This window comes from Gordonia sp. (in: high G+C Gram-positive bacteria) (genome assembly GCF_012515855.1).
Taxonomy (GTDB): domain Bacteria; phylum Actinomycetota; class Actinomycetes; order Mycobacteriales; family Mycobacteriaceae; genus Gordonia.
The window spans coordinates 15,810-30,543 of the sequence record NZ_JAAYXO010000031.1; the positions used below are offsets into that span (position 1 = coordinate 15,810).

14 protein-coding genes and 1 riboswitch are annotated in these 14,734 nt (G+C 68.8%); of the genes, 5 read left to right on the forward strand and 9 right to left on the reverse strand.

The window, feature by feature from the left end:
• The first annotated feature begins 9 nt into the window (after positions 1–9).
• Positions 10–143: riboswitch (cobalamin riboswitch) on the forward strand.
• 37 nt (positions 144–180) lie between these two features.
• The 3 genes from GX543_RS01955 (at position 181) to GX543_RS01965 (ending at position 3,253) form a co-directional block, all read left to right on the forward strand.
• The gene (locus tag GX543_RS01955; protein ID WP_290849445.1) at positions 181–1,377 is read left to right on the forward strand and encodes an ABC transporter substrate-binding protein; all 1,197 of its coding nucleotides are present in this window, start codon (positions 181–183) and stop codon (positions 1,375–1,377) included.
• 65 nt (positions 1,378–1,442) lie between these two features.
• Positions 1,443–2,456: an iron ABC transporter permease gene (locus tag GX543_RS01960; protein ID WP_290849459.1), complete on the forward strand. Its 1,014-nt coding sequence runs from the start codon at positions 1,443–1,445 to the stop codon at positions 2,454–2,456.
• On the forward strand, positions 2,453–3,253 hold the full coding sequence (locus tag GX543_RS01965) for an ABC transporter ATP-binding protein (RefSeq protein WP_290849446.1): 801 nt from the start codon (positions 2,453–2,455) through the stop codon (positions 3,251–3,253). Before GX543_RS01960 ends, GX543_RS01965 begins: the two co-directional genes overlap by 4 nt.
• 13 nt (positions 3,254–3,266) lie before the next feature.
• On the opposite strand, the gene GX543_RS01970 is transcribed toward GX543_RS01965, so the two are convergent.
• From GX543_RS01970 to GX543_RS01995, 6 genes are all read right to left on the reverse strand, one after another.
• Complete coding sequence (locus GX543_RS01970) at positions 3,267–4,079, reverse strand: hypothetical protein (RefSeq protein WP_290849447.1); 813 nt, start codon at positions 4,077–4,079, stop codon at positions 3,267–3,269.
• 18 nt (positions 4,080–4,097) lie between these two features.
• Positions 4,098–5,054: a polyphosphate kinase 2 gene (ppk2, locus tag GX543_RS01975; RefSeq protein WP_290849448.1), complete on the reverse strand. Its 957-nt coding sequence runs from the start codon at positions 5,052–5,054 to the stop codon at positions 4,098–4,100.
• A gap of 116 nt (positions 5,055–5,170) precedes the next feature.
• Entirely contained in the window at positions 5,171–5,683 is a 513-nt protein-coding gene (locus tag GX543_RS01980) for a DUF6764 family protein (RefSeq protein ID WP_290849449.1), read from the reverse strand.
• 229 nt (positions 5,684–5,912) lie between these two features.
• Positions 5,913–6,347: an SRPBCC family protein gene (locus GX543_RS01985; protein WP_290849450.1), complete on the reverse strand. Its 435-nt coding sequence runs from the start codon at positions 6,345–6,347 to the stop codon at positions 5,913–5,915.
• Between the two features lie 22 nt (positions 6,348–6,369).
• On the reverse strand, positions 6,370–7,008 hold the full coding sequence (locus tag GX543_RS01990) for a TetR/AcrR family transcriptional regulator (RefSeq protein ID WP_290849451.1): 639 nt from the start codon (positions 7,006–7,008) through the stop codon (positions 6,370–6,372).
• An 18-nt stretch (positions 7,009–7,026) separates the two neighbouring features.
• Positions 7,027–7,857, reverse strand: coding sequence for a tyrosine-protein phosphatase (locus GX543_RS01995; protein ID WP_290849452.1), 831 nt, complete (start codon positions 7,855–7,857; stop codon positions 7,027–7,029).
• Between the two features lie 52 nt (positions 7,858–7,909).
• Between GX543_RS01995 and GX543_RS02000 the strand changes: the two genes are divergently transcribed.
• Entirely contained in the window at positions 7,910–9,226 is a 1,317-nt protein-coding gene (locus tag GX543_RS02000) for an amidohydrolase (protein ID WP_290849453.1), read from the forward strand.
• A gap of 25 nt (positions 9,227–9,251) precedes the next feature.
• Here GX543_RS02000 and GX543_RS02005 read toward each other — a convergent pair whose 3' ends face one another.
• The 3 genes from GX543_RS02005 to phoA all read right to left on the reverse strand — a co-directional run bounded on the left by GX543_RS02005 (position 9,252) and on the right by phoA (position 13,451).
• Complete coding sequence (locus GX543_RS02005) at positions 9,252–9,917, reverse strand: DUF1266 domain-containing protein (protein ID WP_290849454.1); 666 nt, start codon at positions 9,915–9,917, stop codon at positions 9,252–9,254.
• A gap of 131 nt (positions 9,918–10,048) precedes the next feature.
• Positions 10,049–11,671 (reverse strand): chaperonin GroEL, encoded by a 1,623-nt coding sequence (groL, locus tag GX543_RS02010; RefSeq protein ID WP_290849455.1) that lies wholly within the window; start codon positions 11,669–11,671, stop codon positions 10,049–10,051.
• A gap of 262 nt (positions 11,672–11,933) precedes the next feature.
• Complete coding sequence (phoA, locus tag GX543_RS02015) at positions 11,934–13,451, reverse strand: alkaline phosphatase (RefSeq protein ID WP_290849456.1); 1,518 nt, start codon at positions 13,449–13,451, stop codon at positions 11,934–11,936.
• 147 nt (positions 13,452–13,598) lie between these two features.
• On the opposite strand from phoA, the gene GX543_RS02020 reads away from it, so the two are divergent.
• The coding region (locus GX543_RS02020) for a histidine kinase (protein WP_290849457.1) at positions 13,599–14,734 on the forward strand (1,136 nt) is incomplete at its 3' end.

The window sequence follows — 14,734 nt, forward strand, 5'->3', positions numbered from 1 at the left end:
CACCTGCGCTGCGTGTTAGATTTGCCAGGTCATCCAGCGATGACATGCGAGGAAGTCCGGTGCGATTCCGGCGCGGTCCCGCCACTGTGATCCGGTCGATGACGTCGACCGGCAGCCAGACACTCGCGCATCGCTGATCCACCGGCCCGGGGCGGAGTCACCCCAGGAGGAGCCCTCGACATGCGCATCCCACGCGTCCGCGTCCTGCTCGCTTCGGCGGCGATACTCGTCCCGCTGGTCGCCACCGGCTGCAGCACCGACCGCACCGACGACGCGGGCGCCCAGCGCGACTGCATCACCGATTTCGACGCGTCGACGGACTACTTCCCGGACAAGTCGACCATCGACGACGCAACCGGGTTCTCCATCGAGTACCACCGCTCATACCAGGTGGTGACCGTGAAGCAGCCCGCGCAGGGCGCGCCGCCGGAGTCGTACGTGCTGGTCCGATGCGGCGCACCCGCCCCGAAGCTCGACGGTGCGCTGACTGACGCCCCGCAACTCGAAGTCCCGGTCCGCAGCGTTTACGCGGGCTCCACGACGCATCTGCCCGCGCTCGCCGCCCTCGGTGCCGCCGACACCGTCACCGGAGTCGCGACCACGGACTTCGTCTCCACCCCGGAAGTGGTCGCGCGGATCAAGGACGGCAAGGTCGCCCAGTTCACCGACGCGGGCGCGGTCAACGCCGAGAAGGTGATCGCGGGCCGACCCGACGTCCTGGTGTCCGACGGGATGGGCAGCCCGACGTTCGGCAAGATCACCGCCGCCGGTGTCCCGGTGGTCGCCGACTCCGACTGGCTCGAGGAGAACCCCCTCGGCCGCGCCGAGTGGATCAAGTTCTTCGGCGCACTGACCGGTACGGAGGCCAAGGCCAACGAGACCTATGCCGACATCAAGCAGCGCTACCTGGGCGTCGTCGACTCCCTGCGGGGTGTCGCCACGACCCAGACGCTGCTCGGCGGCATCGCGAACGGCTCGTGGAGCATGCCGTCCGGAGGCAGCTACTTCGGCCGGCTCGTCGCCGACGCGGGCGGCACCTACCCGTGGATCGACACCCGCGCGGCAGGCAGCCTGCAGCTGTCGATCGAATCGGTGATCGCGAAGGACCGCGATGCCCGGGTATGGCTGCTGAGCGACCCGAGCGCAACCACCGTCGCCGATCTGCTGCGCCAGGATCCGCGCTATCGCGCCTTCGCCAAGCCCGCGGAGCAGGCGTGGAACAACACCAAGGCGGTCAACGCCGGGGGCGGCAACGACTACTGGGAGCGGGGCGTCCTGCGCCCCGACCTGGTGCTGACCGACCTCGCCGCGATCCTGCACCCCGACCGCTTCACCGACCACGAGTTCGTCTTCTATCAGCACCTGCCCCAGCAATGAGCTCGTTGACGAAGACCGAGGCCGCGCCGGCCACGCCGGTGATCGGCCGCGACACGCTGGTCTGGATCGGCTTGATCGTCGCGGGCATCGTCTCGCTGCTGATCGCCGCGGCCGTCGGGTCGGTGTCGATCTCCCCCGCCGAGACCTTTCGGGTGCTCACCGGCGGGCACGCCCTCGACCCCGGCAGCGACTTCATTCTCCGGGAGGTGCGACTGCCGCGCATCGCGACCGCCGCCCTGGTCGGCGCGGCGCTCGGCGTCGCGGGTCTGCAGATGCAGACCCTGTTCCGGAACCCGCTGGCCGACCCGTACGTGCTCGGCGCCAACTCGGGCGCCAGCCTGGGCGTCGCGCTGGTCGCCCTGACCGGCGGCACGGCAGGCGCCGCGACCTTCGCGGGCGGGCTGGCGGGCTGGGGTCGCGCGGGCAGTGTGGTGGCCGCGGCGCTGGGCGCCTTCGTCGTCCTCGGCATCGTGCTGCTGTTCGCCTTCTGGGTCCGCAATGCGGTGACCCTGCTGCTGATCGGCGTGATGGTCGGATCGGTGACCGGCGCACTGGTCGCGGTCATGATCGTCTACGCCTCACCCGACTCCGTGCAGAAGTTCATGATCTGGGGCCTCGGCACCTTCGCGGCGACGTCGTGGGCCGATCTCGCCATCGCCGGACCGGTCATCGCCGGCGGCGTCCTGCTGTCGCTGCTGTCGATCCGGGCGCTCAACGCGCTGCTGCTCGGTGAGGACTACGCCCGCTCGATGGGCGTGGACCTGCGCGTCACCCGCACCGCGACCCTGCTGTCGGCGGCGCTCCTGACCGGTGTGGTGACGGCCTACTGCGGTCCCGTCGGGTTCCTGGGACTGGTGATTCCCCACCTCGCTCGCGGGTTGTTCGGGACGGCGAATCACCGCGTGCTGATTCCCGGCTGCGTGCTGGTCGGTGCGCTGCTCGCGGTGTGGTGCGGGATCGTCGCCGACCTCCCCGGGCAGGACACGTCGCTGCCGCTCAACGCGGTGACCGCCCTGATCGGTGCCCCGGTCGTCATCACCGTCCTGCTGCGCGGCCGAGGAAACGGCGGTGCCGTGTGACCGCCGGACTCACTCTGGAATCGCTGACGATCGGCTACCGCAGGCGACGACGAACCACCGCCATCGCTGCGGAGCTCTCGGCGACCGCCGAGACCGGGCGACTCACCACGCTGATCGGACCGAACGGCGCGGGCAAGTCGACCCTGCTCCGCACCATCTGCGGCCTGCACAAACCGCTCGCGGGCGCGGTGCGGCTCGCCGACGGCTCCGACACCGCTGCGATGGGCGCCACTGCGCTCGCCCGCCGGATCGCCACCGTCGGCACCCAGATCATCGATCCGGGACGGCTCACCGTCCGCGAGGTCGCCGAACTCGGCCGCACCCCGTATCTCGGCACCACCGCCCGCTTGAGCGACACCGACCGCGAACGCGCCGACTGGGCGCTCGCCGTGGTGGATGCGCAGCATCTGGCCGACCGGTCCTTTCAGGACCTGTCCGACGGCGAGGCGCAGCGGGTGCTCGCCGCACGCGCCCTGACGCAGGATCCGGAACTGCTGGTCCTCGACGAACCGACCTCGCATCTGGACGCACCGTCGCGCGTGGAGTTCCTCGACCTGCTCAGCACACTGGCCCGAGAGCATCAGCTCACGGTGCTCGTCTCCTCACACGAGTTGGAGCTGGCGATGCGGCTGTCGGACGCCGTGTGGCTGCTGGGCCCCGACGGCGTCCTGCACACCGGACCGCCCGCCGCGCTGGCGTCGTCGGGCGCGGTGTCGGCGGCCTTCGACCGCGGACGGCTCCGCTTCGACCCCGATCGCATGGTGTTCGACGTCGTGGAACCGGGCACCGAGCGTTAGCGCGTCTCGCACACTAACGAGCCGAGGCCACCCGAGCCACGACCGCCACCAGCAGGACCACCGCGCCGCCGATGCCCACGTACAGGGACACCGTCGACAGATTGTCGACGATCCCGCTGACAACCACCTCGATGGTGTTGCGCGAGGCCTCGTCGGTGTTGGCGAGGCGCTCGTGGACGACGTTGTCGGTGAAGACCGCGATCCCCCAGCCCGCGAGGCCGGCGAGGACGCCGCCGACGCCGAGCCAGGCGAGCACCGTGGTGCGCCTGGTGGAGACCATCAGCGCGATGAGCGATGCGACGATCGCGCCGATCACACTGACCCACGCGAGGATGTCGACGAGAGTTCCGCTGTCCTCGAGGGAGCCCGCGGTGATCTGACTCTGGTCGACGGTGACGATCACCTCACGGTCGATCGTCACCGGGATCGGCAACGGCGCCGACTGCACCACCCGATTGATCATCGGCGTGATGTTGAACTCCATCAGGTGCAGGTCGGTGTCGGCGTCGGGCGCGGTGAACAGCCACTCGTGCTGCTGCCGAGCGACCTCTGAGAAGTCCGCCACGAACCCGTCGCTCTGCGCGTAGTTGCGTGCCGCGGGCAGCACCAGGTCGGCCGCGATCTTGGATCCGGTCGCGTCCTCCACCGAGGAGGCCACCTTCTGCGCGAAGTAGTCCTGGACCTGGGCGTCGTGCGCAGCGACGGACGCCGACGAGACGAAGCCCTCGGTGGAGACCACCCGCTGGGACAACCACATGCTGGGGACCGCGAGGACCATGCAGACCATCGCGACCGCGGTGAACAGGCCGGCTACTACGCTTCGCACGTTGTCGAGGCTACCGGCTCACTCGCCGATGAGGTTCCGGGCCCGCCCGACGATCAGCGAGTCCGGTTGGCCGACCAGTGCTTCGTCCTTGCCGTCGTAGTCGTGCAGGCTCAGCACATAGCGCATCGCGTTGATGCGCGCCCGCTTCTTGTCGTTGCTCTTGACGACGATCCACGGTGCGAAGTCGGTGTCGGTGTCAGTGAACATCTGCTCCTTGGCCGCGGTGTACGAGTCCCAGCGGTCCAGCGAGGCGAGGTCCATCGGCGACAGCTTCCACTGTCGGACCGGATCGATCTGACGGATCGCGAACCGCGTCCGCTGCTCCAGCGGGGTCACCGAGAACCAGAACTTCACCAGGTGCACACCGTCGTCCACCAGCATCTTCTCGAACGCCGGAGCCTGTTGCATGAACTGCGCGTACTGCTCCGGGGTGCAGAAGTTCATCACCCGTTCCACGCCTGCGCGGTTGTACCAGGAGCGGTCGAAGAAGACCATCTCGCCGGCCGCAGGCAGGTGCTGCACATACCGCTGGAAGTACCACTCGGTGGCTTCGCGCTCCGACGGCTTCTCCAGCGCCACGGTGCGCGCGCCGCGCGGGTTCAGGTGCTCGTTGAAGCGCTTGATGGTGCCGCCCTTGCCTGCCGCGTCACGGCCCTCGAAGAGCATGAGGTGGCGTTGACCGGTCTGCTTGGTCCACTTCTGCAGCTTGAGGAGTTCGATCTGCAGCCTGCGCTTGGTGACCTCGTACTCGCGGCGGCTCATGCGCTCGTCGTACGGGTACTCCTCACGCCAGGTGTCGACCACGTTGCGTTCGGGCAGGGTCAACAGGATCGGATCGTCGTCATCGTCGTCGACCACCGTGAAGCCCGCAGTGTCCTGCAGATTCACGATGCGCTGCAGAGCCTCGCGGCCCGAGACGAGGCTGAGGTCGGGGCCGACGGGCTGCGCGGAGGGATCCGTGGAGAAATCAGTCACGTTCGCCAGATTAGTCGGGAACCGCGCTGCGGTCATCATGGACGCACCGACCCGCGCGGAGGAGCGGACCAAAGGCCCCAGTCGGCCTGACCGCGCTCGAGGAGAGACGCACCCGCTCAGCCGATGGAGAGACCGCCCCACTTGGCGCAACCGCGACCGGTGGACGTGTTGTAGGTCGCGGCCATGCTGCCGAGGCACGCCACCCCGTCGTTGGTCGAGAAGGCGCCGCCCGCAGCGCCGGAGACGGCGATGGTGGTGCCGCCGTTGCGACCCTGCGCCACGGCACTGGAGTGCGGGCCCACCGAGTAGGCGTACCCGTGGCCGCCATTGACCCCGCTGGCCACCGCGGAGGAATTGTTGCCGCTGTTCTCGGCGGTGGCGGTACCGCCGGTGGTCGCCACCGCGAGTGCGGCGCCACTGTTGGTCTTGTCCCGCGCCGTCGCCCGACTCCGCGGCCCGGCATTGGCGATGCAGGTGCTGTCGCCCTTCGAGTGCTCGACCCGCTGGTTGTTGGCGGCCGAACAGTTGGTCCCGGCGCTCGCCTCGCCTCCGCCCAGCATGGCGGACATCCCGAACACCGCCGCAACGGCGATCAATCCGAGCAGTGCACGAGCAACAAACGACCGCATGAGCTTCCCTTTCGAAGGTGGCGAACTTCGATCGTGCGCGAGGAGGCGTCGGGCGCACGATGCGCTGTCAGCGTACTCCCGGAAGGGACCGCCGCGACAGGTGCTGAAACGTTCGTGACCGAACAGAATCCCAACGTTGTGATTCGTCGACGAAACCCGAGGTCGAGGACAGGAAACGACCCCGCCGACGCAGGTGCGTCGGCGGGGTCGGACGTGGGATGGTTTCCGATCAGCTACGGCGCTTGACCTCGTCGGTCAGCCCCTTCTTCGCGGTGTCGACGGCCATCTTCTGGGCCCGCTTGATGATCAGGCCGGGCAGCTTGATCTTGAGGTCGACGGTGAGGTCGAACTGCACGTGGGTCTTGCCGCCGTTCTCCGTCAGGGTGTAGGTGCCCTGCTGCAGGCTCAGCTGGTCGCTCTCGACGAGGGTCCAACTGCAGACGGTGTCGGTCCAGGTGTAGTCGAGGGTCTGGTTGTCGGTCATGCCGACGGCACTGACTGCCACCTCGACGCGATCGGGACGACCCTCGGCGTCCGTGGTGACGATCTTCGCCGACTTGTGCGGGCCCGACCAGTCAGGGAGCGACTCGATGTCGAGCAGAATTTCCATGACCAGCGATGCCGGCGCGTTGACGTCGAATTCGGTTGATGCAGAGACAGCCATGGAGAGAACCTACCCCAGCGCCCTACCCGACTATCTGCTCGCCGCCGATTTCCCCTCCCGATTCCTCGCTCGTCGGCTCACCGTCGGACGCTGCGGCGCGACGCTCGGTCAGTGCCTGCAGATGCGCGACGGCCCGATCGAGCGGTTCGATGCTGTGCCGCGCGCGGCACAGCACGACCGCACCCTGCATCGACGCCAGGATGGTCTCGGCGAGGTCGTCGGCGTGACGGTCGTCGAAGCCGTCCTCGCGCAGCCGGGCCGAGAGGAGGTGATCCCACTGCAGGAACACCTCCCGTCCGGCCGCTGCCGCGTCGGGATCGGTGCCGCCCGCCTGCGCGCCCGCGCCGATCGGGCAGCCCGCGGCATAGTCGCTCGCGATGAGCCGTGAGCGCCAGATCTCCGCGATCGCCGCGAGCGCTGCCGGCAGGGGCAGGCTGCGCGCCCGATGGAGTTCGGCGCCCAACTCTTCGCCCGCGTACCGCACTGCCTCGTCCATCAACTGCCCCCGTCCACCGGGGAAGTGGTGATACACCGATCCGCGGGCCGCGCCCGAGGCCGCGAGGACATCGCCGAGCGAGGTCCCGGCGACACCGTTGCGAGCGATCAGGTCCGCCGCGCAGCGAACCATCGCCACGCGCGGAGAGCGCTGATCGACGGGCATGTCAGGAGTCGATCGACGTCAGGAGTCGAGGAAGCGCTCACGCAGCCCCTGCTGCGCGGTGGCATCGAGCTTGAGACCGTCGGCGAAGTACGCCTCGATCGACCCGTGCAGCGAGTCGACCTCGTCGAACGCCGCCTCCAAGTACGCGGCGCGGACGCCGAGGACCTCGTTCAGCAGATCGGGATCGCCACCCGCCTCCTCGAACTTCGCGAAGACCGGCGCCAGCGCCGGTACCAGGCGGTCGTTGGTGAGCAGGTAGTCGTGGAAGACGTCGTCGCGTGAGACGCCCATCAGCGACAGGAACGAGGCCGCGGCCCAGCCGGTGCGGTCCTTGCCCGTGGTGCAGTGGAACAGCGACGGCGAGCGGTCCTCGCCGAGCAGGCCGCGGTAGAAGCGCGAGTAACCCTCGCGCGCACTGCCGGTGTTGACGAACCCCCGGTAGGTGGTCGCCATGAGGTCACCGACGCCGTCGCCCGCGAGGTACTTGTTGAACTCGCCGATCGCGGCGGGATCGGTCAACACGGTCGCGAGGTTGGCGGGCACCGCCATCTCACTGTCGGCCAGGATGTCCAGGTGCACCTCGGCGACGTCGTGCCACTTGGGATCGGGCATCGCCGTGGTCTCGGCCGCCGACCGGAAGTCGTAGACCGTCCGCAGATCGAGCGAATCGGCGACCTTGCCGATCAGCGTTCCGTCGTCGCCCAGCGATCGGAAGTCCGTGGAGCGGAAGAGCAGGCCGTATCGGACGGGACGGCCGTCGGCGCCGACCCAGCCGCCGAGGTCGCGGAGATTGGGGAGGACGTCGATGGAACTCGGGGCGCCGGGAGTACGCGCGGGCTGTTCGGTCATGTGTGCACCTTATGCCCCGCCGAACGAACGGCTGGTCGATACCATGGGCGGTGTGAGCACCCTCCCAGAAGCACCCGCAGCTCAGCCCGCCACAGACCCGCTGCCCGCCGACCTGATCGCCGACGTCGACCGCATCATCACCGCCGACACCGAGCGGCTGGTGGACATCTTCAAAGACATCCACCGCAATCCGGAACTCGGGTTCATGGAGGTGCGGACCGCGCGCATCGTGGAACTGGCCCTGCAGAACCTCGGCTTCGACATCACCAAGGGCATCGGCACCACCGGCATCGCGGCCATCTACCGCAACGGTCCGGGTCCGGTGGTGATGTACCGCGCCGACATGGACGCCAACGCCATCGAGGAGGAGACCGGTCTCGACTACGCCAGCGACGTCCGGGTGGTCCGCGACGACGGCACCGAAGTGCCGGTGGCGCACATGTGCGGCCACGACGCCCATGTCACGTGGATGCTCGGAATGGCCCATGCGCTGGTCTCGTTGAAGGACCGGTGGTCGGGCACGCTCGTGCTGATCGGACAGCCCGCGGAGGAGCCGATCACCGGCGCCAAGGCGATGGTCGACGACGGCCTCTACAACTTCATCCCGAAGCCCGACGTGTTCATCGGCATGCACACCGCACCCGGCCCGGTCGGCGTGGTGGTCTCGTCGCCCGGACCTCGCATGGCGGGCACCGATCAGGTCGACATCCTGTTCCACGGCGTCGGCGGGCACGGCTCGATGCCGCACCGCGCCAAGGATCCGGTGCTGATGGCCGCGATGGCGGTGGTCGAGTTCCAGAGCATCGTGTCGCGCATGATCGACCCCCAGCAGACCGCCGTCCTCACCGTCGGCTCCATTCAGGCCGGAGCCGACAACAACGTCATCCCGGCCGAAGCCCTGGTCAAGGCCAATCTGCGCTGGTACGACCCCGAGGTCCGGGAGATCATGCTGAGCGCCGTCAAGTCGGTGTCCGAGGGGATCGCGCGCACGTACGGCATGCCCGAGGACCGGCTCCCGGAGATCATCATGAAGGGCGGATCGTCGCCCCTGGTCAACGACGTCGAGCTGGCCGAGCAGATGGCCGTCTCACTCGGACAGGTGCTCGGTGAGGCGAACATCGTCACCGATCTCCCCCGCGCCACCGGTTCGGAAGACGTGCAGCTGCTGAAGGGCCCGTACCCCGACATGCCGTTCAACTACCTGCTGGTCGGCATCGCCGACCCGGACGTCTACGCCTCAGCCGTGGCACGCGGCGAGGAGTTCCCGTTCACTCCGCACAACCCGAACTATGTCGTCGACCTGACCGCCGTCCCGCACGGCGCCAAGGTGGCCGCCTACGCGATGCTGGGGCTGCTCGACCGTCGGTGACGCGCGGCGACGGTCGACACTGCGATCAGGCGCCGTCGCTGCGCAGCGGAACGCTGGTCCAGGGGCTCCCCGGCGCCGTCAACAGCGCCGTCAGGTACGGCCGGGTGTGGGCGATGGACCGGCTCGCGTCGCCGCGTCCCACCGAGCGGCCGACGGACATGTGGAGTGCACGCCCGATCTCGAAGCCCCGGGCGAACTCGCCCCAGTCGGCGTACGCCGCAGCCGCGTGATCGCCGAGTGAGGCGACCACCATCCAGGCCTCCTCCTCGACCGCATAGCCCGCCGCGACGCACTGCCTGACCAACTGGACGCGGCGAGCGAGATCCCAGGCGACCACCGTGCGCGGCAACGCCGCGGGCGGCACGCCGATGTCGACGGGCAGTCGGGTCACGGCGGCGATGGCGGCAGCCGGCGTTCCCGGATGCACGGCGGCGGCCGACAGACCGCTCACCTGGTGCAGGATCGGATCCATCACCAGCGAATCGACGGCCTCGCGCTCGCCGGCCGCCCACAGCGCTTGCCCGTCGACGACGCCCGCGATCTGCCACACCGATCTGAGTTCCCGCCGAAGGGCGCGGACGGTTCCCGCAGCGGCGATTCCAGCGACCCAGCCGAGATCCTCCCCCGCCAGAAAATAGGCGCCCACCGCGAGCCCTCGGGCTTCGCGCGGACCGGGCATCCACGGTTGCATTGTTCGAACTCCCCCACTGCCGATGTGCACCCGAATCTATCGGGTGCGGAAAGGCCGAAGGCCGGTCGCCCTTGCGGGTGACCGGCCTTCGGTGGTTCTGCGGATGTCGCAGGGTTCGTGATCGGTGAGGATCAGAAGCCCATGCCGCCCATCTCGTCGGCGCCCGGCATGGCCGGAGCAGCCTTCTCGGGCTTGTCGGCGACGACGGCCTCGGTGGTGAGGAACAGAGCCGCGATCGAGGCTGCGTTCTGCAGCGCCGAGCGGGTGACCTTCACCGGGTCGTTGATGCCGGCAGCCAGCAGGTCCTCGTACACGTTGGTAGCGGCGTTCAGGCCGGTGCCGACGGGCGAGTTGCGGACCTTGTCGGCGACGACGCCGGGCTCGAGGCCCGCGTTGACGGCGATCTGCTTGGCCGGAGCCTCCAGGGCGACGCGCACGATGTTGGCGCCGGTGGCCTCGTCGCCTTCGAGGGTCAGTGCCTCGATGGCAGGCTCCGACTGCAGCAGGGCCACGCCACCGCCGGCGACGATGCCCTCTTCGACGGCAGCCTTCGCGTTGCGGACGGCGTCCTCGATACGGTGCTTGCGCTCCTTGAGCTCAACCTCGGTGGCAGCGCCGGCCTTGATGACGGCCACGCCGCCGGCCAGCTTGGCCAGGCGCTCCTGCAGCTTCTCGCGGTCGTAGTCGCTGTCGCTGTTCTCGATCTCGCTGCGGATCTGCGCAACGCGACCGGCGATCGCGTCAGCGTCGCCTGCACCGTCGACGATGGTGGTCTCGTCCTTGGTGACGACGACCTTGCGCGCGGTGCCGAGCAGCTCCAGGCCTGCGGTCTCGAGCGAGAGGCCGACCTCTTCGCTGATGACCTCGCCACCGGTGAGGATGGCGATGTCGGCCAGCATGGCCTTGCGGCGGTCACCGAAGCCCGGTGCCTTGACGGCGACGGACTTGAAGGTGCCCTTGAGCTTGTTGACGATCAGGGTCGAGAGAGCCTCGCCCTCGACGTCCTCAGCGACGATCACCAGCGGCTTGCCCGACTGGATGACCTTCTCCAGCAGCGGCAGGAGGTCCTTGATGGTCGCGATCTTGCCCGAGACGAGCAGGATGTACGGATCCTCGAGGACGGCTTCCTGGCGGTCGGCGTCGGTGACGAAGTAGCCCGAGATGTAGCCCTTGTCGAAGCGCATGCCCTCGGTGAGCTCCAGCTGCAGACCGAAGGTCTGAGCCTCTTCGACGGTGATGACACCCTCGTTGCCGACCTTGTCCATGGCCTCGGCGATCAGGTCGCCGATGGTCTGGTCGCCTGCCGAGATACCGGCGGTCGAAGCGATCTGCTCCTTGGTCTCGACCTCCTTGGCCGACTTCAGCAGCGACTCGGTGACGGCTGCGACAGCCTTCTCGATGCCGCGCTTGAGGCCCAGCGGGTTCGCGCCGGCAGCGACGTTGCGGAGGCCCTCGCGGACCAGCGCCTGCGCCAGCACGGTGGCGGTGGTGGTGCCGTCGCCTGCGATGTCGTCAGTCTTCTTGGCGACTTCCTTGACCAGCTCTGCGCCGATCTTCTCGTACGGGTCCTCGAGCTCGATCTCCTTGGCGATGGAAACACCATCGTTGGTGATCGTCGGGGCGCCCCACTTCTTCTCCAGGACCACGTTGCGGCCCTTGGGTCCGAGGGTGACCTTGACGGTGTCGGCGAGGCTGTTCAGGCCGCGCTCGAGTCCGCGACGGGCCTCTTCGTCGAAAGCAATCTGCTTTGCCATTGGTAAGTGATCCTCCGGTAGGGGGTGACACTAAAGTCTTCTGGGCCGGACTCGGATGCCCGCGACGGACGACCGGGGTGTCTGTTGGACCGATCTCATCGTTCCGACCTAGCACTCGCACGCCGCGAGTGCCAATCTCCGTTTTAGCACTCGGCGGCAGAGAGTGCAAGGTTGGGACCGCAGGTTCCAACACCCTCCGCGACGCCCCAAAGAGCAGGTCATCACCGTTCTCAGCCCCCACAGTCGCGTCGTCAGATTCTCCCTACTTCTTGTCCCGATCCAGTCCCAGTTGCTCGGTGATGATGAAGAAGGGGTCGGTCTGGTCGGTGAGGCCCACGACGTTGGCCGCGCCCGGACCGTAGGCGGCGATGCGCACCTGCCCGCCGGTGTGCTGCTCCTCGCCCGCTTCCAGTGAGGTTCCGTAGCTGACGGCGATGGGTTCACCGTCGCGACCGATCAGCACCTTCGACAGTCCGGGAAGACTCACCTCGGGATCGGCTTCGACGATCTGGCTGGTGTGCGCGTGGTCGCCGGTGACGATCACCAAAGTGTCCTTCTGCTTCTTGGCGAAATCGAGCGCCTGCGTCACCGCGTCCGACAGCTGGACGGTCTCCCCGATCTGACCGCAGGGATCGGCGTCGTGGTTGGCCTTGTCGACCGAACCGGACTCCACCTGCAGAAAGAAGCCGGCGTCGGTGCCGTCGTCGAGCAGTTCGATGGCCTTGCGGGTCATGTCGCCGAGCTTCGGGGTGGTCGCGGTGAACTCGGCGTTCGGGCCGCACCGGACACCGGGCTGCTTGTTGCCGTCGACGACGGCGGTCTGCTCGCCCCAGATGCGCGGCAGGTTGCCGTCGGCGAAGACGCCGAGCAGCGGCTGCTCCTGATCGGCCTTGTCGACGTCGGCCAGTTCGTCGGCGGAGCGGACGATGCGGTAGCCGCGTTCCTTGGCCTGCGCTTCGAGCGTCTTGCCGCGGTAGTCTCCGGCGGTCGCGGTCTGTGCGAAGGTCTCCCAGCCGCCGCCGAGGGTCACGTCGGCGCGGGCGGCCAGCAACTGCTCGGTGATCGACCCCGCACCGCCGTTCTCGAGGGCGTTCTCGGGGCACTTCTCGGCCGTCTCCTCCGGGCCGTAGCACTTGCGCTGCGACACGTGCGCCACCTGCACCGCAGGCGTCGCGTCCTGCAGTTCAGTGGTGGTCACGTTGCCGGTGCGGAGTCCGTTGGCGCGAGCGATCTCGAGGATCGTGCGCTGGGGAGCACCCGTGACGTCGACTCCGACCGCACCGTTGTAGGTCTTGGTCCCGGTGGCCCACGCGGTGCCGGACGCGGCGGAGTCAGTGGTGAAGTCGGGCTTTCCGCTGTCTTTGTCGAGCGCGTACGTGCTGTAGTCCCCGGTCAGCGGCAGTTGGTCGATGCCCGGAATCTGACCGGCGGCACCCCACTCGTAATTGCGGGCCAGGGTGAGTTCCTGGTTGGCGGTCCCGTCGCCGATCACCAGGATCACGTTCTTGGCGCCCGAGGACTGGATCGAATCGGCGATCAGCTGCGTCTGGTCCTCCGACAGCCTGCGGGCGCCACCGTTGACGGTGAGGTCGCCGTCGGCGCCGCGGGAGATCTCGACGCTCACCGCCGCGTCGCCGTCCACCCCGGCACCTGCGCCGTCTTGTCCGCCGCACGCACTCAACAGTGCGGCGACGCCCACCGCGGTCGCGACCGCGACGGCGCCCGCCTTCCGCCTGCCTGCGTTCTGGAATCGGTGCGATGTCGTCCGTTCAGGTCTCATGCCTGCAGATCCCAGCAGCCACTGCTGAACGGGTGACGACGCATCGGCGAACAGCACGCGAACCCTCCCCGTAAGGGTGTTCACCGGTGCGACACCGCCGGTGACGCTATCGTCGAGCCGTGGTCAGGCGCGGTTGGGATGGGTCGCATGTCGGGTGAGTTGATCGCCATCGCCGTCCTCGGCACCGCTCTGGCCATCGTGCTGATCGTGGTGGCCCTGCGGACCCGGCGCGTGGTCAGCACGCCGCACGAGCGCGCGGTCCACGACACCCTGCACACCGCGGCCCTGGCCGCCAAGCCGCTGCGCCGCGGCCTCACCGAGGACTCGGCCGCCGAGGCCGCCGGCCCCCTGCGCGCCCTGACCGGCGCCGACGGGCTCGCCCTCTACGGCGCGGACGGCGACCTGCTGGTGTACGACGGCGACCCCTACCTCTGGACGCCGCCGATGCGCACCGCGGCCGCCGCCCTCGCCGCGACCGCCCTGGCCGACGGCAGGCATGCCACCCAGCGCGACCCGGCCGGCGGCGTCGGCCCCACCCGCAATCTGCTGGCCGCCCCCTTGATGACCGACGACATCAGCGCCGGGGTCCTGGTGGTCGCCTCGATGACTGACCCCGGTCCGGGTCGGGTCGGGGCGATCACCGAGGTCGCGCGCTACGCGGCGAGCCAGTTGCAGTTGGCCGAACTCGACGCCTCGCGGGCCCGACTCGACCGCGCCGAGGTCCTCGCGCTGCGCGCCCAGATCAGCCCGCACTTCATCTACAACGCCCTCAACACCATCGCGTCGTTCGTTCGCACCGACCCCGACCGGGCGCGCGAACTGATCCTCGACTTCGCCGATTTCACCCGCTATTCGTTCCGCGCCGCAGGCGAGTACACCGTGCTGGCCGACGAGTTGCGGAACATCGACCGCTATCTCACCCTCGAACGGGCGCGCTTCGGCCCCGGTTTGACGGTGAAACTCCAGGTGGCGCCCGAACTCCTCGGCGTCGTCGTGCCCTTCCTCGCACTGCAGCCACTGGTCGAGAACGCCGTCCGCCACGGTATGGCGGGCCGCAAGAACGGCACCATCTCGATCGTCGCGCGCAACGTGGGCCCCGACTGCCTGCTGAGCGTGGAGGACGACGGCGTCGGGATGGATCCCGAGCTCCTCCGCTCCGGCGCGATCGACGCCCTGAGTCCGGCGGGGAGCAAGGAGTCCGACGGCGCGCACGTCGGACTCACCAACGTCGACCAGCGACTGCGGTCGGCGTTCGGCAACGACTACGGGCTGGTGGTCGAGAC

Coding starts and splice junctions, on each gene's coding strand:
- GX543_RS01955 (WP_290849445.1), top strand. CDS start 181: ATGCGCATCCCACGCGTCCGCGTCCTGCTCGCTTCGGCGGCGATACTC.
- GX543_RS01980 (WP_290849449.1), bottom strand. CDS start 5,683: ATGCGGTCGTTTGTTGCTCGTGCACTGCTCGGATTGATCGCCGTTGCG.
- GX543_RS01985 (WP_290849450.1), bottom strand. CDS start 6,347: ATGGCTGTCTCTGCATCAACCGAATTCGACGTCAACGCGCCGGCATCG.
- GX543_RS01990 (WP_290849451.1), bottom strand. CDS start 7,008: ATGCCCGTCGATCAGCGCTCTCCGCGCGTGGCGATGGTTCGCTGCGCG.
- GX543_RS01995 (WP_290849452.1), bottom strand. CDS start 7,857: ATGACCGAACAGCCCGCGCGTACTCCCGGCGCCCCGAGTTCCATCGAC.
- GX543_RS02005 (WP_290849454.1), bottom strand. CDS start 9,917: ATGCAACCGTGGATGCCCGGTCCGCGCGAAGCCCGAGGGCTCGCGGTG.
- groL (WP_290849455.1), bottom strand. CDS start 11,671: ATGGCAAAGCAGATTGCTTTCGACGAAGAGGCCCGTCGCGGACTCGAG.
- phoA (WP_290849456.1), bottom strand. CDS start 13,451: ATGAGACCTGAACGGACGACATCGCACCGATTCCAGAACGCAGGCAGG.